Annotated in this window: 23 protein-coding genes; 15 read left to right on the forward strand and 8 right to left on the reverse strand. The window is 47.3% G+C overall.

What is annotated here, in order from left to right:
• Window positions 1-255 precede the first annotated feature (255 nt).
• From MUB35_RS03275 to MUB35_RS03290, 4 genes are all read left to right on the forward strand, one after another.
• A complete protein-coding gene (locus MUB35_RS03275; RefSeq protein WP_227211722.1) occupies window positions 256-1,011 on the forward strand; it encodes an N-acetyltransferase in 756 nt (251 codons plus the stop codon).
• Between the two features lie 754 nt (window positions 1,012-1,765).
• Window positions 1,766-3,535, forward strand: a complete 1,770-nt coding sequence (locus MUB35_RS03280) for a Na/Pi cotransporter family protein (protein WP_033140833.1) — start codon at window positions 1,766-1,768, stop codon at window positions 3,533-3,535.
• A gap of 72 nt (window positions 3,536-3,607) precedes the next feature.
• Complete coding sequence (locus MUB35_RS03285; RefSeq protein ID WP_033140834.1) at window positions 3,608-4,282, forward strand: winged helix-turn-helix domain-containing protein; 675 nt, start codon at window positions 3,608-3,610, stop codon at window positions 4,280-4,282.
• Complete coding sequence (locus MUB35_RS03290; protein WP_244805774.1) at window positions 4,279-5,607, forward strand: sensor histidine kinase; 1,329 nt, start codon at window positions 4,279-4,281, stop codon at window positions 5,605-5,607. The genes MUB35_RS03285 and MUB35_RS03290 overlap by 4 nt, the downstream gene beginning before the upstream one ends.
• Before the next feature lie 99 nt (window positions 5,608-5,706).
• Here the strand turns inward: MUB35_RS03290 and MUB35_RS03295 are convergent, their stop codons facing one another.
• The 3 genes from MUB35_RS03295 to MUB35_RS03305 are packed head-to-tail and all read right to left on the reverse strand — an operon-like array spanning window position 5,707 to window position 7,655.
• Window positions 5,707-6,642, reverse strand: a complete 936-nt coding sequence (locus MUB35_RS03295) for a DUF4097 family beta strand repeat-containing protein (protein WP_244805775.1) — start codon at window positions 6,640-6,642, stop codon at window positions 5,707-5,709.
• 7 nt (window positions 6,643-6,649) lie between these two features.
• A complete protein-coding gene (locus tag MUB35_RS03300; protein ID WP_033140837.1) occupies window positions 6,650-7,312 on the reverse strand; it encodes a permease prefix domain 1-containing protein in 663 nt (220 codons plus the stop codon).
• Complete coding sequence (locus tag MUB35_RS03305; protein ID WP_033140838.1) at window positions 7,302-7,655, reverse strand: PadR family transcriptional regulator; 354 nt, start codon at window positions 7,653-7,655, stop codon at window positions 7,302-7,304. The genes MUB35_RS03300 and MUB35_RS03305 overlap by 11 nt, the downstream gene beginning before the upstream one ends.
• Before the next feature lie 181 nt (window positions 7,656-7,836).
• Here MUB35_RS03305 and MUB35_RS03310 point away from each other — a divergent pair, with 181 nt between their 5' ends.
• Window positions 7,837-8,256, forward strand: coding sequence for a spore coat protein CotJB (locus MUB35_RS03310; RefSeq protein ID WP_054353525.1), 420 nt, complete (start codon window positions 7,837-7,839; stop codon window positions 8,254-8,256).
• The gene (locus MUB35_RS03315; RefSeq protein ID WP_244805776.1) at window positions 8,256-8,867 is read left to right on the forward strand and encodes a manganese catalase family protein; all 612 of its coding nucleotides are present in this window, start codon (window positions 8,256-8,258) and stop codon (window positions 8,865-8,867) included. The genes MUB35_RS03310 and MUB35_RS03315 overlap by 1 nt, the downstream gene beginning before the upstream one ends.
• Before the next feature lie 127 nt (window positions 8,868-8,994).
• Here MUB35_RS03315 and MUB35_RS03320 read toward each other — a convergent pair whose 3' ends face one another.
• Window positions 8,995-10,437: a TrkH family potassium uptake protein gene (locus MUB35_RS03320; RefSeq protein ID WP_033140841.1), complete on the reverse strand. Its 1,443-nt coding sequence runs from the start codon at window positions 10,435-10,437 to the stop codon at window positions 8,995-8,997.
• Between the two features lie 15 nt (window positions 10,438-10,452).
• On the reverse strand, window positions 10,453-11,814 hold the full coding sequence (trkA, locus tag MUB35_RS03325; protein WP_033140842.1) for a Trk system potassium transporter TrkA: 1,362 nt from the start codon (window positions 11,812-11,814) through the stop codon (window positions 10,453-10,455).
• A 216-nt stretch (window positions 11,815-12,030) separates the two neighbouring features.
• Between trkA and MUB35_RS03330 the strand changes: the two genes are divergently transcribed.
• Window positions 12,031-12,219: a DUF6472 family protein gene (locus MUB35_RS03330; RefSeq protein ID WP_033140856.1), complete on the forward strand. Its 189-nt coding sequence runs from the start codon at window positions 12,031-12,033 to the stop codon at window positions 12,217-12,219.
• A 74-nt stretch (window positions 12,220-12,293) separates the two neighbouring features.
• On the opposite strand, the gene MUB35_RS03335 is transcribed toward MUB35_RS03330, so the two are convergent.
• Window positions 12,294-14,672, reverse strand: a complete 2,379-nt coding sequence (locus MUB35_RS03335) for a heavy metal translocating P-type ATPase (protein ID WP_244805777.1) — start codon at window positions 14,670-14,672, stop codon at window positions 12,294-12,296.
• 114 nt (window positions 14,673-14,786) lie between these two features.
• On the opposite strand from MUB35_RS03335, the gene MUB35_RS03340 reads away from it, so the two are divergent.
• From MUB35_RS03340 to MUB35_RS03375, 8 genes are all read left to right on the forward strand, one after another.
• Entirely contained in the window at window positions 14,787-15,305 is a 519-nt protein-coding gene (locus MUB35_RS03340; RefSeq protein WP_244805778.1) for a hypothetical protein, read from the forward strand.
• 234 nt (window positions 15,306-15,539) lie between these two features.
• The gene (locus MUB35_RS03345) at window positions 15,540-16,244 is read left to right on the forward strand and encodes an ABC transporter ATP-binding protein (protein ID WP_033140735.1); all 705 of its coding nucleotides are present in this window, start codon (window positions 15,540-15,542) and stop codon (window positions 16,242-16,244) included.
• A 32-nt stretch (window positions 16,245-16,276) separates the two neighbouring features.
• Entirely contained in the window at window positions 16,277-17,560 is a 1,284-nt protein-coding gene (locus MUB35_RS03350; protein WP_148393532.1) for a glutamate-5-semialdehyde dehydrogenase, read from the forward strand.
• Between the two features lie 6 nt (window positions 17,561-17,566).
• The gene (locus MUB35_RS03355; RefSeq protein ID WP_148393533.1) at window positions 17,567-18,400 is read left to right on the forward strand and encodes a CPBP family intramembrane glutamic endopeptidase; all 834 of its coding nucleotides are present in this window, start codon (window positions 17,567-17,569) and stop codon (window positions 18,398-18,400) included.
• A 183-nt stretch (window positions 18,401-18,583) separates the two neighbouring features.
• Window positions 18,584-18,796 (forward strand): helix-turn-helix transcriptional regulator, encoded by a 213-nt coding sequence (locus MUB35_RS03360; protein ID WP_033140734.1) that lies wholly within the window; start codon window positions 18,584-18,586, stop codon window positions 18,794-18,796.
• The gene (locus MUB35_RS03365; RefSeq protein WP_033140733.1) at window positions 18,789-19,535 is read left to right on the forward strand and encodes a DUF3169 family protein; all 747 of its coding nucleotides are present in this window, start codon (window positions 18,789-18,791) and stop codon (window positions 19,533-19,535) included. The genes MUB35_RS03360 and MUB35_RS03365 overlap by 8 nt, the downstream gene beginning before the upstream one ends.
• Window positions 19,536-19,559: 24 nt before the next feature.
• Window positions 19,560-20,456 (forward strand): ABC transporter ATP-binding protein, encoded by an 897-nt coding sequence (locus tag MUB35_RS03370; protein WP_244805779.1) that lies wholly within the window; start codon window positions 19,560-19,562, stop codon window positions 20,454-20,456.
• Window positions 20,453-21,727: an ABC transporter permease gene (locus tag MUB35_RS03375; RefSeq protein WP_244805780.1), complete on the forward strand. Its 1,275-nt coding sequence runs from the start codon at window positions 20,453-20,455 to the stop codon at window positions 21,725-21,727. The genes MUB35_RS03370 and MUB35_RS03375 overlap by 4 nt, the downstream gene beginning before the upstream one ends.
• 215 nt (window positions 21,728-21,942) lie before the next feature.
• Here the strand turns inward: MUB35_RS03375 and nagB are convergent, their stop codons facing one another.
• Both nagB and MUB35_RS03385 read right to left on the reverse strand, forming a co-directional pair.
• Window positions 21,943-22,671, reverse strand: coding sequence for a glucosamine-6-phosphate deaminase (nagB, locus tag MUB35_RS03380; RefSeq protein ID WP_033140730.1), 729 nt, complete (start codon window positions 22,669-22,671; stop codon window positions 21,943-21,945).
• Window positions 22,672-22,779: 108 nt separating this feature from the next.
• Complete coding sequence (locus MUB35_RS03385) at window positions 22,780-23,676, reverse strand: helix-turn-helix transcriptional regulator (RefSeq protein ID WP_033140729.1); 897 nt, start codon at window positions 23,674-23,676, stop codon at window positions 22,780-22,782.
• Window positions 23,677-24,002 lie beyond the last annotated feature (326 nt).

Raw genomic sequence — 24,002 nt, forward strand, 5'->3', positions numbered from 1 at the left:
GGCTGACAATGTCTTTAACATAATGAGGGAATAAATATGACATACTATGTCATGTTTTTTATAGTATACTGTTTATAATCAAATGAAAAAAAGAGGTTACTTTATTTAACCGGGGAATAATTGTTAATAAAGAGGGTTCAGATGACAGGCAGCCGTTTATTAGCTTAATAAACTATGGCAGTCTATGACGGTCCTGATCCGGTCCAAAAATGAACGGGCAATATAGATCATATTTAAGAAGAGGAGAGAAATGAAATGGACGTAATTACTTTGACAAAGGAAAATCTTGAAAAAGAGCATATCTGCTGTGCAATTTCCAATAATAAGGACTGTCAGGTGGCAGCCAAGAAAGCGTGGATCGCCCGGCAGTTAGATGCAGGACTGATGTTCAAAAAATGTGATGTCCGGGGAAAATGTTTTATCGAATATATTCCCGCGGAGGAGGCATGGGCTCCCATATTAGCGGAAGGCTATATGTACATTGACTGCCTGTGGGTTTCCGGAAAATTCAAAGGGCAGGGATATTCCACCCTGCTTCTGGACGAGTGCATCAAAGACAGCAGGGCCAAGGGCAAAAAAGGTCTGGCAGTTCTTTCATCACCCAAAAAAAGGCCCTATCTCTCTGACCCGGACTTCCTCAGATATAAAGGCTTCCAATTGGCAGATACAGCAATGCCGTACTACGAACTACTATACCTGCCTTTCGATAAAACTTCCGGGAAACCGCAGTTCAGAGAGCAGGTAAAAACACCACAATCAGAGCAGAAGGGCTTTGTTCTCTATTACAGCCACCAATGTCCGTTTACGGCGAAATACGTTCCTCTCATCGAGAATCTGGCCAAAGACAAAGGCGTACCCTTCCAAGCAATACGCTTTGAATCAAAGGACCAGGCGCAAAATGCCCCATCCCCATTTACCACATACAGTCTCTTTTACAACGGAACCTTTCTGACAAACGAAATACTATCCGAAAAGAAATTTGAAAAAATTCTCTCAGAACAAAATCTATAACTCTACTCTCACAAGCCGCTGCCGGGAAAACCGTAAGCGGCTTCTTTACCCAAAATACTTTATGCTTTCGGCAAATTAAAAACTCTAACCAAAATCATCTCAAAACTAAATAATTAATAATTCTATCAATAACAAACACAAATACTAAAAAATAAAATCAATTAATATTACTATAAATATCAACACTTATATTACTATTATTATTTCAACAATACATTTAAAATCTCCAACCTTAAAAATACCGCTCAAAAATAAACCCATAAAACCCACAAAGCACGAAACCACGACATCAGACTTACCAGACAAATATCCTGTACAACCATGTTATCAGACAACAATTCCCCTGTCGTCACTAAACCGCACAGTTCAAGAACATCCGCCCTGTATATTCCGCATTATATCCCAGGTGAAGGAGGGGCATAGGGAAAGGGATTCAGTAGGTTTAGTGGAGCGGCGGGCAGATCCACCTGCGGCAGTCACTTAATGAGGAGGCCTCATCCGACGAATTTAGTGAATGCCAGCAGGTTAGCTGCCCACCAGCGGAACGTCGGATGAATCCCTTTCCCTATGCCCCTCCTTCGCCGTCCGCATATGCCAAAATCCCTCCCCCCATATTCTATTCTCTCTTAAATAATGAAAATTTTACACAGATTTTACAAAACCCCAATAAAAGATTTTACATACCTCCCCTACAATAAGGAAAGAATAAAAGGTAATAAGTATGCCTTGCTACAAAAGGAAAAGGAGAAAAAGTATGGATTTCTTTAGTATTTTGACCTTAATCGGCGGTCTGGCTTTGTTTTTATATGGAATGAATGTCATGGGTGACGGTCTGGCCAAGGTATCAGGCGGCAAAATGGAGAGGATTTTGGAGACACTGACCTCAAATCCCCTGAAAGCCGTAGGCCTGGGCGCTGCCGTAACCGCAGTCATCCAGTCATCATCAGCAACCACCGTAATGGTAGTTGGCTTCGTCAATTCAGGCATCATGAAACTCTCTCAGGCAGTTGGCGTTATCATGGGTGCCAATATCGGTACAACAATTACATCCTGGATTCTGAGTCTTTCCGGAATCGAAAGTGACAATTTTTTCATACAGCTTTTTAAACCCTCCACATTCTCACCCGTCCTGGCCATTGTTGGCGTTGCCTTCCTTATGTTTGCCAAAAGTGAGAAGAAAAAAGACATCGGCATGATATTTATCGGATTTGCCGTTCTCATGTTCGGTATGGACAGTATGAGCAGCGCAGTGAAGCCGCTGGCGGATGTACCTGAATTTACAGGGATTCTGACACAGTTTTCCAACCCGATTCTCGGTATGATCGCCGGTACCATTCTGACGGCAGTGATCCAGAGTTCCTCCGCATCAGTGGGTATCCTGCAGGCCCTCTGCGTAACCGGTGCAGTCAGCTTTGACGTTGCCATTCCCATTATCATGGGCCAGAACATCGGTACCTGCGTAACAGCACTTCTCTCCGCTGTAGGAGCCAAGAAAAATGCAAAGCGTGCTGCCATGGTGCATTTATACTTTAACGTGATCGGTACAGTTATCTTCATGATTCTGTTCTACACCCTGAATTCCTTCATCCATTTTGGATTTATGGGACATGCGGCAAACGCGGCAGGCATTGCAGTGGTACACACAACATTTAACGTATTTGCAACTGTGCTTCTGCTTCCTTTCTCCAGAGGCCTGGAGAAGCTGGCAAAACTCACGATCCGCGACAAGGAGGAGGAGACAAAACCGGCTGTACAGGATGTGCAGACCCAGCTTCTGGATGTGCGATTCCTGGATAAACCGGCATTTGCCATGGAGCAGAGCCGTCATGTAGTGGATAAAATGGCAAAAGAGGCCCAGGATTCTCTGCACACTGCGCTGTCACTCATTGACAGATATGATGAGATGAAAGCGGAAGAGGTGGTGACCCTGGAGGACCATGTGGACCGCTATGAGGATGCCCTCGGAACCTATCTGGTGAAACTGAGCCAGAAGGATTTGAATCAGAAGGACAGCCACGACTTGTCCATTATGCTCCACTGCATCGGGGACTTTGAACGAATCTCTGACCATGCGGTAAATATTATGCAGTCCGCAAAAGAAATGTATTCAAAAAATATGAAATTCTCCGATAAGGCACTGCAGGAACTGCATGTGATCGCCAAAGCGGTTGAGGATATCTTTGACTCCGCATACAAAGTATTTGCTGGGCAGGATCAGGAGATGGCCAAAAGTGTGGAACCTCTGGAACAGGTGATCGATGAATTGAATATGGAGCTGAAAAGCCGCCATATCCGCAGGCTGAGAGAAGGTAAATGTACCATAGAACAGGGATTTGTCCTCTCGGATATAACCACCAGTCTGGAGAGAATAGCAGATCACTGCTCCAACATTGCAGTCTGTATCACCCAGGTGCCTGAGGATACCTTTGACACTCACAGCTACCTGGAACATATGAAGCGTGAAGACAACTCGGAATTCCAGAGAGTGATGGAACTCTCCCGCAGCCGTTACCAGCTTCCATAAATTTTTCTTGTGCGCTCCCGAAAAAATGCGTATACTGTCTATAGAATGAGATGGGCAGAGAAGGGAGCGCATATGATTTATTGTGTGGAAGATGAAAGAAATATTCGGGAACTTCTTGTATATACATTAGGCACCACCGGATTTCAGGCCAAAGGACTGAGTGACGGAAAAGAGCTCTTCACAGCATTGGAGGATGAAATTCCGGAACTGATTCTTCTGGATATTATGCTTCCCGGTGACGACGGATATGCTATATTAGAAAAATTGAAAAAGGAGCACAGGACCAGGGATATTCCCATAATCATGGTGACAGCCAAGGAGGCGGAATATGACAAGGTGCGGGGACTGGACGGAGGGGCTGATGATTATATTACAAAGCCCTTTGGCATGATGGAATTCATCTCCCGGGTCCGGGCTGTGCTGAGAAGAAGCAGTAGGCAGACACAGGACAAGATCCTGCGCTGTGAAAATCTCTCCGTAAATGTGGACCGCCACGAGGTAATGGACGGACAGCGGAGAGTGGAACTGACATTGAAAGAATTTGAAATGCTCCGCTATCTGATGGAGAATCAGGGAATCGTGCTGAGCCGCGACAGGCTGCTGGAACATATCTGGGGATATGACTTTGACGGTGAGACCAGGACAGTAGATGTACATATCCGGACACTGCGGCAGAAACTGGGCGACTGCGGCAACCTGATTGAGACCATCCGGGGAGTGGGATATCGGATTGGAGATGGAAGATGAAACAACGTATACTGAACCACGTGGGAATTATGGTGGTTCTTTCCGTGATACTGACCTTTATTGCGGCAAGCGCTGTTATGTACGGAAAATATAATCATTATATGAAGCAGGATGTGAGGAATGAGGCCGAGTACATCCGCTACGCGGTGGAGAATACGGGGAAGGAATATCTGAACAAAACAACAGGTGACCTGACTACCAGCCGCATTACCCTGGCAAAGCCTGACGGAACGATCCTCTATGACTCAGAGAAGGACGCATCAGACCTGGAAAATCATAAGGACAGGCCTGAGATCATTGAGGCCATGAAGGAGGGAACCGGTGAGGTCGTGCGTTTTTCCCAGACTCTTTCAAAGCAGACTTTTTATTATGCGGTCAAATTAAATGGCGGCAATATTCTGCGGGTAGCTAAGACGACGGACAGTGTTCTTTCCACCATGCTTTCCAGCTTTACGCTTCTGGGACTTCTGCTGATCGCAATACTGGCATTGGCATTTTTTGTAGTGGAGAAGCAGACGCGGAGGCTGATCGCGCCAATCAATGAGCTGGATCTGGAGCATCCACTGGAACACGTGGCTTATGAGGAGCTGCGGCCTCTTTTAAACAGGGTGGATGAACAGAATGTGCAGATCGCCAAGCAGGTGGAAGAGCTGAAGCAGGCTGAGATGGTGCGCAGGGAATTTTCTGCCAATGTGTCCCATGAGCTGAAGACACCGCTCATGTCCATATCCGGTTACGCGGAGATCATGCGGGACGGGCTGGTACAGCCCCAGGATGTACCGGAGTTTGCAGGCAGGATATATGATGAGGCCAGCAGGCTGACCAGCCTTGTGCAGGATATCATTGAGATATCCAAGCTGGATGAGAGTAAAAATATGCCGTTTGAGGACGTGGATCTGTATGAGATGACGCAGGATATCTGCCAGACACTCATGCTTCCCGCAAAGAAGAAGCGTGTGACTGTGCTCATGGAAGGAAAGAGTGTATCCATACAGGGAGTCCGGCATGTTCTGTATGAAATGCTGTATAATCTTGTGGATAACGCCATCAAATATAATAAAGAAGGTGGATATGTGAAGGTTTTGCTGGCACGGGAAAAGGACGGTGTGCGGTGGAGCGTAGAGGATAACGGGATAGGGATCGCAAAAGAAGAGCAGGAGAGAATATTTGAGAGGTTTTACCGGGTGGATAAGAGCCATTCGAGGAAGACCGGAGGGACCGGGCTTGGGCTTTCTATTGTGAAGCACGGGGCAGCGCTGCATCATGCTAAGATTGTGCTGAATAGTGAGCCTGGGAAGGGAACGAAGATTGTGCTGAGGTTTTAGCAGCGGCGAGGAGGCCGGGGAGACCTGCGGGGTGTGAGTATCCTGCAGGCCTCCCCGGTTTCGCTTTTGGAGCAGCACTTTGATGGTGTAAAGAAAAAATTATTGGTTTTTCCTGACAGTGATGTCACCGCTGGTGGTTTCAATGCGGAAGTGGTTTTGTCCGGACTCGTAGGTTAAATGGGAGTCGGAACCGGTGGCGGGAAAGTCGGTGTGGATGTCGCCGCTTACGGTGTCGTAGTCAAGGGTGAACCCGGGATTGTCCGGGATATTGATAAGTATACTGCCGCTGGTGGTGTCTGCCTGAATCTTCTGAGGACAGATATCGGAGAGGACACGGAGATCTCCGGAGACGCTGTCATGCTGAATATCGTTTATGGTGCCTTCCAGATTTACACTGCCGCTGGTGGTGTTGGTGACAGCAGAGGTGGTAACGATCAGGGCAGTGGAATCCAGAGAGCCGCTGGTGGTGTCTGCAGTCAGGGTGTCAGTTTTTATGTTTTTCAGAGTGATGTCTCCGGATACACTGTCCAGGTACAGTTTTTCCGCTTTCAGATTTTCCAGGCTGAGGTCCGATGAGACACCGTCTACCACAATCTCCCTGAAGGAGGCGGCATATTTTTTCGGAATCTGGATCTCCAGTTTTTTGGAGAGGCCGTTACTGAAGGTAGAGATCAGATTTTTGGTGGCACCGCGGTATTGGATCAGGAGAGTGTCATCTTTTAAATAATAATGGAGTTGTTTGTCTGTGCTTAATTTCTGGCGGCTGGTTTCATTAACGGTCAGTTTGTCAGTGTCTGCGGTGGTGAGGGTGACGCTGCCGTCAAGCCAGTCTACATTTATATTCTTGATTTTATCTGCGGGAAGTTTTGCGGGGCCGGCTGTGTATTTACTGCTTTCCGGGTAGCTCCAGCCGCCGGTTTGAAAGGGTGTGAAGTGCCATCTTTTGTTGAGGCCAAGTATGAGTACAGCTATCAGAGCCACAGCAATGATGGACCAGCAGATTATGCGGATGACCGCGGATGTTTTTCTATTCATGGCTTACCTACTTTCTCAGCTCAAAAGCTGCTCGGATGATGGACTGAACCGCAGCGGCGATCAAAAAGATGATCCAGGTCACATTCCAGCGCATGGTGCTGAAGCTGATGATCAGGTAGAGGACTGTGGCAAGAGTCCAGACAGCACTGTTGACAGCGCGGAAGGTCTGACGGCTGCCGCTGTTGTATTCCTGCCATTCTCTGAAATCACCTATAATGGTCCCGTCATTGGCTGCATAGCGGGGACGTGTCATGTGGTTATAGATAAGAAGCCCCGTGGCAGTGGCGATCATAAGGAACATCAGGCATACGCCGATGATGTCATAGCCCACGCTGTCGGCAATAATGACAGGTAATACACATAAAATATAAAGCATTATGGATGTGGAAAACAAAAGGGCAGATTTCCGTTTTTGCTTTATATAGGTTTCCTGGTCCTGGCAGGGGTGTGGAGTATAGCCTGCAGTCAGTCCGGACAGCAGTTCATCCACGTCGCCTACACTGGCTACGGAAATATTGAAGGCCGCTTCCGGGCTTTTGCCTTCCGCCAGAAGGTCATGATATTTGTCTATGAGGTTCTGCAGAATCTCTTCTTTCAGTTCCACTGCCTGTTTGGTAGGGGGGATTTCTCCGAATAAATCATCCATATATTCTCTGAGTCTATTTTCCATCTGCTGCATCCTCCTTTTTTGATTGGATCAGGATATCAATTAATTGTTTCGCTGTATTCCACTCCTCTTTCAGACGTTCATAAGTCCGTTCTCCCTCCGGGGTGATGGAGTAGTAACGCCGGCGGGCTCCGGTCAGTTCATTGCCCCAGTAGGAAGAAATACAGCCGGCTTCCTCCAGACGCCGGAAAGCAGTATAGAGGGTGGCTTCTTTAAGTTCATACTGTTGACTGGTCTTTCTCTGTATCTCTTTATTGATCTTGTATCCGTAGCTGTCGCCTTCCAGCAGATGCGCCAGTATAATCGTATCGGTATGGCCGCGAATCAAATCAGAAGCGATTGACATATAGCATACCTCCTTTTCTTAGCTACATTAAAGCATATATATACCTCGCCTGTCAAGGTATATTTAAAATTGAAAAAACTACCTTTGTGAAATGCTTTTTTTCTGCGCATACTATCATTGCAGAGAAAAATTTGATGGATTTTGTCAAAGAATGTCTTTGTTTATGAAAGGAGACGATGATATGGAACAGCAGCATTTGGCAATTGCCTCCGTTCCCATGCAGAACTGGGAGACACTTTATGACTGGGATCAGGCACTGGCAACAGGAACTATTTTTCCGGGACTGAATAAGCCATTTTTCGTGCTGGAAGAAAACTCTTTCGAGACTGAGTTTAAGCCGGACGAAAATGCGTCACCCGAGCAGCAGGAAAGAGAACGTCTGATGAAGGAAATCAGTGCGCTGAGTTTTGCACTGGACGACACCGTCCTGTATCTGGATACCCATCCGGAATCCGCTGAGGCCATGGACCTGAGGAAAAATCTCATTGAACAGAGAAAAGGACTTCTGAAAGAATTCGATGAGAAATTTTATGCTTTAACAAAGGATTGTATTGGCTGCTGGGGCGAAGGTCCCATGCCATGGGAAGGAGCGTGTATCTGATGTGGACTTATGAAAAAAGACTGCAGTTTCCGGTAAAGATCACGAAAACATGTCCAAAAACTGCACAGCTTATTATCAGCCAGTACGGTGGTCCGGATGGAGAGCTGTCGGCTTCCATGCGGTATCTCTCACAGCGTTATACCATGCCGATTAAGACCGTTGGCGGGCTTTTGACAGATATCGGTACGGAGGAGCTGGCTCATATGGAAATTATATGTGCCATGGTTTATCAGCTTACCAGGGATCTGACTGTGGAACAGGCACAGGCGGCAGGCTTTGATGCCTACTATATAGACCATACCAAAGCATTGTGGCCTCAGGCAGCAGCAGGTGTTCCGTTTACTTCGCTGGAGTTCCAGTCAAAAGGGGATGCCATTGCGGATCTGACAGAGGATTTGGCTGCAGAGCAGAAGGCAAGAGTGGTTTATGACAATCTTTTGAGAATGATAACAGACCCTGAAGTGAGAGAACCGCTGAAATTTTTAAGAACAAGAGAAATTGTGCATTTCCAGCGTTTCGGAGAGGCACTGGAGAAGACAAAAGAGAGACTGGATTCCAATAATTACTATTATTTCAATCCGGAATTTGATAAAAAATTTCTTCAGAATTAGTCCGGTGCATATGGTTGGGAGTACACTGCACGCCAGGACCAATCTAAAAAACAGCCGTTATCTGAAAAACAGCAGCTTTTCAGATAACGGCATTTTTATGCAGCCGGGCAGCAGGTATCTGTCCGGTTTAGAATTTTTTCCAGGTATCCCTGGTGAAGAGCAGAAGGATCGGGAATAATTCCAGTCTTCCTGCAAGCATATCGAAAATCAGAATTAATTTGGCGCCCCCCGAAAAGATAGAGAAGTTCTGGGTAGGCCCAACCAGTTCCAGACCGGGCCCGATATTGTTCAGGGTCGCCGCCACACTGGTGAAGTTCGTTATCAGGTCATGATTGTCAAAGCTTATGAACAGTGCAGAGAATGCAAACACCAGCACATAGGCGATCATGAATACATTGGTGGAACGGACAACTTCATGCTCCACCAGTTTTTCATCCATTTTGATCTTTTTAATGCTGCGCGGGTGGAGATACTGGCGCAGTTCCTTTTGAATGGTCTTCATCAGGATGACAAAACGTGACACCTTGACGCCGCCGCCGGTACTGCCTGCACAGGCACCGACAAACATGAGGATGACCAGGATCGTTCTGGACATTTCCGGCCATGTGTTAAAGTCCGTGGTAGCAAATCCCGTTGTAGTGATGATGGATGCCACCTGGAAGGATACCTGCTGCAGTGATTCAGCGATACTTCCGTAAATATGATACACATTTATTGTGATGGTGATTATGGCAATGGCAATAATAGCCAGATACCAGCGAATCTCCTCAATATGCAGGGCCTGTTTCAGCTTGCCGCTGATGATCAGGAAATAAGCACTGAAGTTTACACCGAATAAAATCATAAATACTGTGACAACCACCTGGATATAGGTGGAATAGCCGGCAATACTGTCATTTTTAATACCGAATCCGCCGGTACCGGCAGTACCGAAGGAGGTAGTCAGCGCGTCAAACACAGGCATACCGCCGCAGAGCAGGAAAAGAATCTCAAGCAGAGTCAGTGCCAGATAAATGCCGTACAGGATTTTGGCCGTAGACTGCACTTTCGGTACCAGTTTGCTCACAGAAGGCCCCGGGCTTTCCGCTTTCATCAGGTTCATATGATAACCGCCGCCTGTCAGCGGAAGCAGGGAGAGCAGAAAGACAAGGACACCCATACCTCCGATCCAGTGGGTAAAACTACGCCAGAACAGGATACAGTGGGAAAGTGACTCCACCTCCGGCAGAACACTGGCACCGGTGGTGGTAAAACCCGACACCGTTTCGAAAACAGCGTCGATCACGTTTGGAATGGAGCCGCTGAATATAAACGGCAGCGCTCCCATGATACTGAGCACGATCCAGCTCAGCGCCACAGTGACAAACCCTTCTTTTGTATAAAAAATTTTGTTCTTTGGCTTTCTCTGAGTCAGAGGTATGCCGATGAGGAGGCACAGAAGCATGGCGAGCACAAAAGCCCATCCGCTGGATTCCTTGTATATCACGGCGACAATACAGGGAAGGAGCATAAAAAGTGCCTCAAAATTTAAGATCCATCCTATGATGTAGGAAATAATTGAGTAATTCATTTCATCCCTCGTAAATTATTTATTTTTCAGTATATCTTTAATGTCGTGCAGCCCCTTTACAGTGGTGACCACGATCACTGTGTCTCCGAGCTGAATGCTGTCCTGTCCCCGTGGAATGGTGATTTTTCCTTTCCGGTTAATGCAGGTAACGAGAAGATTGTCCCTGATATTCAGCTCTGCCAGAGGGGTGTCCAGAAATGGGCAGTCCTCGTGTACGGAGAACTCCAGGGCCTCTGCCTTGTTGTCCAGAATCTGGTAGAGGGTTTCCACATTGCTGCCGATGCTGTTCTGCATGGCACGCACGTACTGCAGGATATAGTCAGCAGTCAGGTATTTGGGATATACAACGCTGCCCACGTCCAGGCCTTCTATGATATCATCAAAGGCAATACGGTTTACCTTTGACACCAGTTTTGCATTGCTGTTCTTTTTGGCGAACAGAGCCAGTAGAATATTCTCCTCGTCCAGATTGGTGAGTGTTACAAAGGATTCCACACGTGTCAGGCCCTCTTCAAGAAGCAGATTCTTATCCGTGCCGTCACCGTTGATGATCGTAGCATCAGGCAGAAGCTCACTTAACTGTTCGCAGCGGTCCTTATTGGCTTCCACGATCAGTACCCGGATCTTCATGGCGAGCAGAAGCTTGGCCAGATAATAGGAAAGGGTACCTCCTCCCACGATCATGGTGCTCTTGACCTGGTGTGTGTGGATTCCGATTCTCTTGAAGAAAAGTGCGGAATTGACAGGGGAGGCAATGATAGAGATAATGTCGTTGTCTCTCAATACAAAATTACCGGAGGGAATACTTACCTCGTCTCCGCGCTCTACGGCACATATGAGGATATTGTTCTTGTAGCGTTCCGCTACTTCCATGACGGTCATCTGGTCTAAGTGAAATTCAGGTTTTACTTTGAATTTCAAAAGCTCTACCCTGCCCTTTGCAAATGTATCGATTTTGATGGCAGAGGGAAAACGCAGCAGCCTGGATATTTCAATAGCGGCGGCATGTTCGGGATTGATGATCATGGAAATGCCCAGACGCTCTTTGATAAACCCGATTTCCTTGCTGTACACAGGGTTTCGGACCCTGGCAATGGTGTGACATTTGCTGACTTTTTTTGCAATCAGGCAGCAGAGAAGATTCAGTTCGTCAGAACCAGTCACAGCGATCAGGATATCGGCAGTCTCAATGCCGGCATCCAGCAGGGTGTTGATACTGGATGCATTGCCCAGCACGCCCATGATATCTGCGTCTTCTGTAATGTCCTGGACCTTTTTGGCGATGATATCGACCATAACTATATTGTGTCCTTCGTTGCTGAGTTGTTCGGCAAGGGTACGGCCCACTTTACCACTGCCTAAAATGATGATTTTCATAACTTCCTCCAGAGATTAAAATTGTATAAAAAAAATATACCTGACATAAAGATTTTATAAAGGGATATCGTCCAATCATTATAACACCACTTGCAGTATTTTTAAATCATAGAATCATAAATTTTTCTGTAATTTATAGGAAAAATATAGTGAAATTTGACAAAAAGAAAAGATTCTGCTATACCTAACTCAAAAGAGATGGAAAGGGAGCGGAAAATGGGGAAAAAGAAAACAGCCAACTGTGAGTATTGCAGCAATTACGTCTATGACGAAGAATACGGATATTACACCTGTGATGTGGACCTGGATGAGGACGAGATGGGCAGGTTCATGACGAACACATTCCAGAACTGTCCTTACTTCCAGATGAATGATGAATATAAAATCGTGAGAAAGCAGATGTAAAAGAGAGGCTGTGCTCCGCTGAATATTCAGACGGAACACAGCCTCTCTTTTGGCAGAAAATCTGCCAACGCATATCACAGATTTTTTCTGTAAAGAATGCGGATAGAATTTAATACACACAGGATTGCCACACCGGTGTCGGCAAAGACTGCCATCCACATGGAGGCAAATCCGAAAAGGCCAAGTATCATGACCAGAACCTTGATCACCAGGGCGAAAATTACATTCTGCCAGGATATACGGCTGGTGGCTCTTGCGATAGACAGTGCCTGGGGAACGGCCTCCATGGAAGAATTCATAAATACCACGTCGGCGGCCTCTATGGCGGCATCCGCACCGCTTCCCATGGCAGCACCTACATCCGCACCGGCCAGTACGGGAGCATCGTTGATTCCGTCACCTACAAACATGACGGAGCCGTATGTGCTGCGCAGGCGCGTCAGTTCGTTCAGCTTATCCTGAGGCAGGAGACGGGCGCGTACTTCGTCGATACCAGCTGCTCTGGCAACAGCCTCAGCGGTTTCCCGGGCATCGCCGGTGAGCATGGCAGGTGTGATGCCCATATCCTTTATTTTTTTGACTGCGGATTTGGCGTCCCCTTTCAGGGTGTCGGCGATGATAAGACAGCCGATGTAAGTGCCGTCCTTAGCTGCAAATACTTCTGCACCGAGGCCGTCTGTTGTAATGTTTTCCATAGAAACATGGAATTTTTCCATCAATCTGCGGTTTCCGCAGAGTACTTGGGAACCGTTTATGACTGCGTGTATGCCGCAGCCTGCGATCTCCTCCACGGTATCAGGCCGTATGACTGTCATTCCTTTTCCCTGTGCTGCTGAGACGATACTGTGCGCAATGGGATGGGTGGAGGTGGATTCACAGGCTGCACAGAGTTCCAGCAGGGTATCTGCGTTTACAGAGTCTGCGGGAAGAACCGTCTGCAGGACGAAGTTACCCTCCGTCAGGGTTCCTGTTTTATCCATAATAACTGCATTTACATTGCGCATGGCTTCCAGGGAGATACCGCCTTTGAATAGGATGCCTCGCTTGGAGCCGGCTCCGATACCGGAGAAAAATGCAAGAGGAACGCTTAAAACCAGGGCGCAGGGACAACTGATCACCAGGAAGGTGAGTGCTGTGTATACCCAGTGGTTCCAGTCCCCTGTTATCAGGGATGGTATGACAGCGGTTGCCAGTGCAAGAAATACTACAAAAGGTGTGTATACCCTTGCAAAACGTGTGATAAAACGGTCAATTTTAGGTTTGCTGGCAGCAGCATTTTCCACGGAATCCAAAATGCGTGTTACCATGGATTCCTCCAGCACTTTTTCAACACGTACCTTTAAAAGTCCGGAGGTATTGACACAGCCGGAAGTCAGTTCATCTCCGAATCCTGCTTTGACAGGTACCGGTTCTCCGGTCACCGGGGAAGTGTCAATGCGGCTTTCTCCTTCAATGACCACGCTGTCCAGAGGAATCCGGTCGCCGGGGCGGATCAGGATAATATCCCCCACCTCAGCATCCTGGGCGGCTATGGTCTTTGTGTCATCACCGATTACCAGGGTGACTGTCTCGGGTCTCATATCCACCGCATCCATGATCTGGGAGCGGCTTCTCTCAACTGCTTTGTGCTCGAAATATTCTCCGATGCGGTAAAACAGCATAACGCCCACGGCTTCCGGATATTCTTGGATGACAATAGCGCCGATGGTAGCGGCACTCATCAGGAAATTTTCATCGAATACGTGGCCTTTTGTCAGGTTGCGGAGTGCAGTCAGCACGATTCTTCCGCCAAGCAGGACATAGGCAGCAAGAAGTACCACGAGGGAAGGCAGCTCCATCCCCATATGCTCCAGCACTTCCCCTGCAATGAAAAGGACAGCGCCGATGCAGAGGGCCAGAATGGTTTTGGTATCCTGTGAGAGCACTCTTGCGGCGGGCACGACATCCTGAATGGGAAGCGTGTCTGCGCTTTTCGGAGTGGTGTCTTTTGGCTTGATGGTCACACCATTCTCAATATCTGTACAGATTTTCCGGATCCGGTCCAGCAGAAGGTCGGGATCTCGTCTGGCGGTAATGCGGAGCTGGCGTGTGGCAAATGTCAGAGTGGCACTTGACACTTCAGGGAGGGCGTTTATCTTTTCCTCCATTTTGGATGCGCAGTGGGCGCAGCCCAGATTGTCGATCAGGTATGTTTTCGTGGTAAAAGAACCGGGCATTTTAAAACGGGGTACCACTTCAACCTGGGATTCTATGGAAGTACAGATTTCCCGGATACGCGGCAGCAGAGCGGCGTGGTCTCTGGCTGATAGTCTGAGCTGACTGGTGGCAAATGTAATGGAGGCGTATTCCACACCGGGAAGCTCTTTGATTTTGGCCTCCATTTTGGCAGCACAGTTTGCGCAGCCCAGATTTTTTAAAATATAAACTTTCTTTTCACAGTCGGCATCAGGCATATGGCACCTGCAGTTGGCAAGGCTTTCGCCGCAGATATCGCAGTATTCCTCATGTGGATGGCAGAGTTCACACTGGCAGTCCGCCGGATGCCCGGGGGTGTGATGTGAGCCCGCATGTCCGTGAGAGTGGCCGCCGTGGTCATGGTCGCAGCCGCAGTCGCGATGTTCGCCATGGTCATGGTCACAGCCACAATCGCAAAGCTCGCCATGCGTATGCTCATGTGCATGTTCGTGAGAATGACCGCCATGGTCATGGTCACAGCCACAATCGCAAAGCTCGCCATGCGTATGCTCATGTGTATGTTCGTGAGAATGACCGCCATGGTCATGGTCACAGCCACAATCGCAAAGCTCGCCATGCGCATGCTCGTGTGTATGTTCATGAGAATGACCGCCATGGTCATGGTCACAGCCACAATCGCAAAGCTCGCCATGCGCATGCTCATGTGTATGTTCATGAGAATGACCGTCATGGCCGTGTTCACAGCCACAGCCGCAATGCTCATCATGCATCTGCTGATGAACATTCTCACCTTCAGGCTTCCGCAGTTCACCGGAAGAGGCTTTCTTTTCCTGCTTCATATTCAGTCCCTCCAAATCTATTTTTCTATCTATGTAACTATAGTATATTAAACATATGAATATCTGTTCATATATTAATATGAATAGACCAAAAAGTCAATATAAATAAAGAAAAAAGTAAAAGAAATCAAAAATACCCCCTCCTGTTGAAAAACCTGATTGCGGCCCGGTCAAAATGGAGATATAATGGGAAATAACATCTGGCCCCAGGGCCGGAGTGTGCTTAACGGCAGTGGTGCCTAACGGCAGAGGCGTTTTTATTTAGAATGCAGGAAGGATAGAAGCATGTCATTTATAGAATTCCAACATGTGAAAAAAATATACGGCAGTAAAAATGAAGTGGAGATCAGAGCTCTGGATGACGCCAGTTTTTCTGTGGAAAAAGGCGAGCTGGCGGTGATTTTGGGTGCATCGGGAGCAGGGAAGACCACAGCTCTTAATATTCTGGGCGGTATGGACAGTGCCACCGAGGGAGAGGTCATTGTGGACGGCAGACATGTAAATGAATATAAAGCAAAGGATCTGGTCACATACAGACGCAATGACGTGGGCTTTGTATTTCAGTTCTATAACCTTGTTCCAAACTTAACTGCCCTTGAAAATGTAGAGCTGGCTGTACAGATATGCAAAGATTCCCTGGACCCGGCCACTGTTTTGGGAAAAGTAGGGCTTGCGGAGCGGACATCTAATTTTCCGGCACAGCTCTCCGGCGGTGAGCAGCAGAGGGTAGCCATTGCCAGGGCGATCGCCAAGAACCCCAAGCTTTTACTTTGTGATGAACCCACAGGTGCCCTGGACTATAATACAGGCAAACAGATTCTGCAGCTTTTGCAGGACACCTGCCGCAAGGAACATATGACTGTTATTATCATTACCCACAACTCTGCGCTGGCCCCCATGGCTGACCGTGTGATCCGATTCAGGAGCGGTAAAGTGACAGAGATAACAAAAAATGACCACCCCATACCGGTGGAGAAAATCGAATGGTAACAGAGAGCAAAACAGAACAGGAGGATAGACCTATGAATATAAAAGAAGCAACCAGAAAAATGAAACAGGACAGTTTCCGCATGGCAGCCCTCAGCGGGGAGCAGAGAAATGCCGCTTTAGAGGCAGTAAGAATCGCTCTTCTTGCTAACCGGGAAGCCATATTCAAAGCCAATCATGAGGATATGGAAGCGGCTGAAAAGGCAGGGATCGCGGCAGCTGTGATGAAAAGACTGAAATTCGATGAGCATAAGCTGCAGGATGTAACCGCCGGAATCGCTGAACTCATCAAACTGCCGGACCCGCTCTCAAAGGTGCAGCTTGCCAGGGAACTGGATAAAGGTCTGGAACTTTACCGGGTGACGTGTCCCATCGGTGTGATCGGCATCATATTTGAAGCCAGGCCGGACGCGCTGGTACAGATTTCTTCCCTCTGTTTAAAGAGTGGGAACTGTGCCATCTTAAAAGGCGGCAAAGAGACAGCGAGGACCAACAAAGTTCTGTTTGAGATCATCTATCAGGCAGCCGTGCATGCAGGCGTGCCGGAAGGGTGTATGCTGCAGGCCGAGCTTCATAATGAGATCGACGAACTGCTGTCCTGCCATGAGACAGTAGATCTGCTCATTCCCAGAGGTTCCAATCAGTTTGTACAGTATATTATGAACAATACGAAAATACCGGTTATGGGTCATGCCGACGGGGTGTGCCATATTTATGTGGATGCATGTTACGATAAGGAAAAGGCAGTCCCCATTATCATAGATGCCAAGACACAGTATACAGCAGCCTGCAACGCTGTGGAAACGCTGCTTGTAAACAGAGAGGCAGCAGAGGAGTTTCTGCCGGTCATAAGCAAAGCTCTGGGAGAGAACCATGTAAAAGTGAGAGGAACCCGTGAAGTGGCAGAAATCATTCCCTGTGAAATCATGGAGGAGGACGCATTTGATACAGAGTATCTGGATCTGGTGTTATCTGTGAAACTGGTGGACAGTGTACAGGAAGCAGTGGAACACATTAACCGGTTCGGCTCCCATCACACAGACTGCATTATCACAGAGAACAGGGACACTGCGCTGACCTTTATGCAGCTTGTGGATTCTGCCGGTGTATATCAGAACTGCTCCACGCGGTTTGCTGACGGTTTCCGCTACGGATTCGGCGCGGAAGTGGGAATCAGTACCGGTAAAATCCATGCCCGGGGTCCCGTGGGACTGGAGGGGCTTGTGACATATAAATATAAACTGTTCGGCAGCGGACAGATTGTGGGGGACTATGCGGGCGGCAAAAAGCAGTTCCATTTTAAAGACCTGGAGGCATAACAAGGAATGATAGAAAAAGCAAAGACACTGCTGCTGAGTCTGACACCCATTGCCCTTATGTATATCATTCAGATTGCCGCGGCATTGGGCGGACAGGTTCTTATACTTTTGACAGGCCAATTTATGACCGCGATCCATGTGTACCAGTCGCCGGTCATGGATTATGTGGTGAACCAGTATGTGTATATTGTCAGTGCTGCCTCCTACGGGATCTTTCTGCTGGCGGGATATTTCTGGTACCGCAGGGTGATGGCTGACAGACGTGCCGCTTATCTGGAGAGAGGCCACAAGGCCGCTCTTAACTCAGGCGCAATTCTGGGAATCTTTTTTGTGGCCCTGTTCATCCAGTTTGCGGTCACCAGCCTTCTCAATATACTTGCAGTGGTGGCACCAAATCTGATGGGGCATTATATGGAAGTGATGAAAGGGCTGGGCATGGCGGAGCCATCCATACTGTCTATGTTCTATGTGGTCGTGATGGCACCCCTGGCGGAAGAGCTTCTCATGCGCGGGCTCTGTCTGAAAATACTGGAGAGAAGCTTTCCTTTCTGGGCGGCGAATTTCCTCCAGGCGTTGTTTTTCGGCCTTTACCATATGAATCTGATACAGGGCTGTTATGCCTTTTTAATGGGTCTGATCCTGGGCAGACTGGTTAAGAAATACGGTACCCTGAAGGCATCCATGCTCTGCCATTTTATCATTAACTTCAGCGGACAGGTGATATCTGTAATTAATTTCAGTGTGTTGGGAATCTTTCTCGGTACCCTGGTATGTGCAGGTGTCCTGGTGGTTTTGTATATATGGGAAAAACGGAAAAACGAGGATTATCTGTATCGATAACCAGGTATCAATGAAATAAAACAGTGCGAAACGGTGATCACGCTGCTGGGCTTCTGCCATATAACAGCGGCATCACCGTTTTTTTATATATTCGGTTGACAACTATCTTTGTCAGGTGCTATAATCAATGACAAGAAAAGTTGTCAAAATGACAAAGGATTTTGTCATAAAGGAGGGGTGGGAATGTCGTTGCACAACCGCCTGAAAGAATACAGGGCAAAACTGGATATCAACCAGCAGGAAATGGGGCGGCGTGTCGGAGCATCCCGGCAGACCATCAGCCTGATCGAGCGTGGAGATTACTCTCCGTCTGTTACGCTGGCGCTTAAAATAGCCAAAGAATGCGGAGCGTCTGTGGAGGATATTTTTTGGTATGTGGAGGACGGGAATGAATAGGAATAGAAAAGAGAAAAAAGGATATCTGGAATTTATGATAATCATTCTGGTCAGTGGTCTCTTCGGCGGTGTCGGAGCTTTAGTCATCGGCGATCACGGCAGGGATGTGGAGGAACTGGGCAGGTTTTTGGAAAGTGTCATTGGCAGGGGCGCCTTTTATCTGATCGTGCTTATGTCCATTTTGGGCAGTATTGCCAATATATATATGGTTATGAGTGTCAGAAAGAAATGCCGGGACTGGGATGGAGAGGATGACGAGATAGCGGAACAGATAGAAAAGTACAACAACCGCTGTCAGGGAATCATAACATGCTGTGCTACCATCACAATGGTGCTGAGCGGCGTTAACATTGTCTATGCGTTTCACAGAGCACAGAGTCTGCCCAACATTGTAGTCATGTCAACGCTGTTTGTACTGTACAGTCTGTGGTGTGCTTTTTCAGAGCATCTGCTGGTGGAGCAGACCAAGAAAATGAACCCTGAGAAAAAAGGAAATGCCCTTTCCCTTCATTTTAACCGGGATTGGGTCGGAAGCTGTGATGAACAGGAAAAGGCCAGGATGTATGAAGCGGCCTATATTGTCTACAAAAATTCCTTTGTTCTGTACACAGGAATCTTTATTTTTATGCTGATGCTGACTGTTGCGGTAGACATTGGCGTACTGCCATTTCTTATACTGGGAATTATCTGGACGTTCCAGAATGTTCTATATATGTGCAGCTATGAAAAGAAACGTTAAGAGGTATGAAACAAGGAGGAGTATATGAGTTTAGTAGTGGAAAATCTGACGAAGCGGTTCGGAGAAAAAAACGCGGTTGACCACCTGTCTTTTTCCATGGAGACACCGGGGGTATTTGGCCTTCTGGGAACCAATGGAGCCGGTAAGACCACAACGATCCGGACAATACTGGGTATCATGGAAGCTGATGAGGGGAAAGCCCAGTGGAACGGCAGGAAAATCAACAGGGAGACGCTGGCTTTCGGTTATCTGCCGGAGGAGCGCGGCATCTATATGAAGACAAAGGTTCTGGAACAGCTTGTCTATTTCGGCATGCTCCGGGGCATGAAGCGGGAAGCAGCGAAGAAGGCGGCTCTTGGCTATATGGAACGCCTTGAGGTCATGGAGTATAAAAACATGCCGGCGGAAAAGCTCTCAAAAGGAAACCAGCAGAAGATCCAGCTCATCTCTGCGATCATCCACAACCCAAGGCTTGTTTTTCTGGATGAACCATTCTCGGGTCTGGACCCGGTGAACGGAAAGATGCTCAGGGATCTGGTGTCTGAGCTTGTGGACGAAGGGAAATACATTATCCTGAGCACCCACCAGATGGAGACTGTGGAGGAATATTGTAAGAATCTTCTGATCCTGAACCGTGGCAGAACAATCCTGCAGGGTAATTTAAAAGAGATAAAGTCAGCCTTTGGGCATACAAATCTATGCGTCACAGTCAATGCAGATGTGGATGGAATGGCACAGGAGGAAGGCCTTCAGGTCTTTGAAAAACGTGCCGCTGAGACAGAGTATAAAATTGACGGAGATGAGATGGCACACAGATTTCTGAAGAGAATGTTGGACGCGGGAATCTATCCCGACAAATTTGAGATCAGGGAACCATCTCTACAGGAGATTTTTGTCAGAAAGGCAGGGGAGACAGAATGAGACAGATAACAACCGTATTTGCATATACCTTAAAAGAGGCTGCCAGAAAGAAAGCCTTCATTGTATCTACCGTGATCATTATGATCATGGTGCTGGCCCTGTGTCTGGCCCCCCGTATTATTTCCGCAGTGAAGGGCAGCGGGGAGGAAGAACAGACCGGTACGGAAAATTCCGCAGAACAGGCGGCTGTAAGCGATGACGCGGCCATCTGCTATCTGGTTGACCAGACAGGGATTTTTGAGAAGAATCTGGATACCCTGAAAAGTGTATATCCGGACAGGAATTTTAAGACAGCGGAAAAGGAAGAGGAGGAAGGTATCCGCAGCGATATCAGGGAGAATGAGAACAATTCTCTGATCTCCATTGAGGAGAAGGACGGTCTACCCTATATCCGTGTGGTGAATGCCAATTTCATGAAGGGCATAAGCTCCCAGAAAATATCGGATATCTGTAATAAAATATGGCAGAAGAATATCCTGGAGGAGAGCGGTGTTGACGGTGAAACCATAGCCAGGTCTACCATTTCCCTGCCATACACGGAGGAAGCAGCAGGTGATATGGACATTACCGGTTATATTCTGGGGCTTGCTGTGGTATTTATCATGTTTTTCGCAGTATATTATTATGGATACGGCGTGGCTATGTCCGTGGCGTCTGAGAAGACATCACGTGTTATGGAGACCCTGGTCGTCTCTGCAAAGCCGTCCAGGATCCTGATTGGAAAATGTCTGGCAATGGGTGTACTGGGACTTCTTCAGATGGTGGGGATCATTGCCTTTGCCCTTATATGTTATACCGCTTTTGTTCCTTCCAATTTTAACATAGGCGGAGTGCCCATTGATTTTTCAAGTATTACGCCGTTCACCCTGTTGATCTTACTGGTTTATTTTGTCCTCGGATATTCCCTGTACGCAGTGATGAACTCTGTGTGCGGCGCGGCTGTGAGCAAAGTGGAAGATTTGAATTCTGCCATGATGCCTGTGATGTTCATCAGCCTTGGAAGCTTTTATCTGGGGTATTTCACAGCTATTGCAGGAGGCGGAAGCAGCGGACTTACCAAGTTTGCCATGTACCTGCCGTTTTCCTCCCCCTTCTCTGTGCCGTTCACTCTTCTGACCGGAGGGATGAAAGCCGGGGATCTGGCAGTCTCCATGGGACTTCTGCTCATCTTTATCCTTGTGATCGCAGCAGTGTCCATAAGAGTGTACAGCGCCTCCGTTCTGCATTATGGGAACAAGCTGAAAATGAAAGAACTTTTGAAAATGAGATAAAAGGATATGATAAAAAAGAGGGAGCAGTCAAGATGGCTGTTCCCTCTTTTAAAATAAAAGAGATGGTCAAAGATTATTGTAACTATTCAGCCAGCTGAATAGTTACGGGTATTCGCCCATTAAAAATCGCTTCGCGATGGGGCGAATACCTGCCGCCACTACTCTTTTGCACGGTCAGCGCAGTAAATGCGCTGACCTGACTGAACAGTTACAGATTATTTTACTTTGGAAAGTGCTGCATTGTCGGCAACGATGGTCACATCCGGGTGAAGCTGCAGAATGGATGCAGGAACCTGGGGTGTGATAGGTCCATTGATGATCTTGTTCAGGATTTCCGCTTTGTCCTCACCGCTTACCACAACAAGGATCTTCTTTGCGCTCATGATGGTGCCGATTCCCATGGTGTAAGCCTGTCTCGGTACGTCGGATTCTTTTTCAAAGAAACGCTTGTTGGCCTGGATGGTGCTCTCTGTCAGGTCAACACAATGTGTGATCTTCGGGAAGTCCTCTGCTGGCTCGTTGAAGCCGATGTGTCCGTTGTGGCCAAGGCCCAGAAGCTGCAGGTCAATACCGCCTAAGTCACGGATGATCTGCTCATACATCTGGCAGGCCTGGTCACTGTTCTCCTGCAGTCCGTCCGGCACGAAGGTGTGGTCCTTGCGGATATTTACATGGTCGAACAGGTTTGTGTTCATGAAGTAACGGTAGCTCTGGTCATTTTCCGGGCTTAAGCCTCTGTATTCATCGAGATTGCAGGAGGAAAGTGTGGAGAAGTCCAAATCTCCGTTTTTATACCATTCCACCAGGTTCTTATATGTGCCCACCGGTGTTGATCCGGTAGCCAGACCGAGAACGCAGTCAGGTTTTAATACAATCTGAGCAGCAATGATGTGTGCTGCCTTTTTGCTCATTTCATCGTAGTCTTTTGTTCTGTAGATTTTCATAACACATTCTCCTTTATTGCGAGCCCCCATTGAACCGTGCTCTTTTTCTTCATTATAATATGAATAGTCTTGTAAAACAATGATAAAATTCTGAAAGAAGTTTCAGAATTATGGCCTTTCGGCAAGCAGCTTGATGGATGAGGCATATTCGGAAGGGGTCATGCCTGCAAGCTTTTTAAACTGCCTGGAAAAATAATGGATGGAAGTATAGCCGAGAAAGTCTGATATCTGGGTGAAATTGTGATGGTTCTCCCGTATGAGCTGTTTGGCCAGCTCGATTTTAAGCCGTGAGAAATATTCAATGACACCGCACTGGTTCTGCTCCCGGAAAAGTTTTTGAAGCTGGGAACGCCCGATGAGGTTTGCCCTGCAGATCTCGTCAATGGTCAGATGTTCGCGGATATGTTCTTCCAGGTAAGTGGTGATCCGCTTATAAATGATGGCATCGTTTTTCTGCTTGATGGATTTGACAACAGCAGGCGCTGTGCTGCGGCCTTTCATCTGCTCTCTCACAAGGTGTATGAGGAGCTGCTCCAGATAAAGCTTGATGAGCTGTTCTGAACCGAATGCAGCTTCCGGGAGCCGCTCCATATGTGTGGTATACGGGTCATCAAGAGGTGTGGCGATGCATCGTCTTGCCTCATAGATGATCTGGGCCATGAGATAGCGGGCTGTCTCACTGATATCTGTGATCAGCTCCTCAAAATACTGCATAGCCGGAGAGTTACATTCAAATGAAATGACCACCAGATTTGGCGCGATCCGGCCATTGGCCTTCAGACTGTGGAATTCATTTGGTTTGTGGAAAGCGATCTGTCCCCTTTTCAGTGTGTGGGGCCGGTCACCTGCCATGATATCTACCTCTCCCTTGTCAACGCAGAGAAATTCCCAGAAATTATGGGATTCACCGGGAAAGCTAAAGTCACTCATATATTCAAAATAGTGTATGGTGACAACTTTGGAGATACTGATATCTTCTCTTAATTCAAGACTTTCAAACGGCATAAGACACCTCCATAGCATGAATACATTATAAAACAACTTTTTCAGAAAAACCATACAGTTTCGTCAGTTGGACTATTACGGAAAAAAAACAGCAAGAAATGCAGGGGGTGCTGTCTGTAATCAGAAATATCACCAGGTCAAAACAAAAACCGCATTTGTACAATCAGATTGCATTTCCAGTAAGAATATTATGTCTGCCTGTAGGATATAACTTGTCAAATTTAGATGCGCTTACTCTATTTATAGTGTTATATGCATAAAAAAATCGTCAAAAATTGTAGATTTCTGCAGAAAAATATAATTTAAGAATTTATTAAAAATTCGAG

It is taken from the genome of Blautia sp. NSJ-175, assembly GCF_022867815.1.
GTDB lineage: Bacteria > Bacillota > Clostridia > Lachnospirales > Lachnospiraceae > Blautia > Blautia celeris.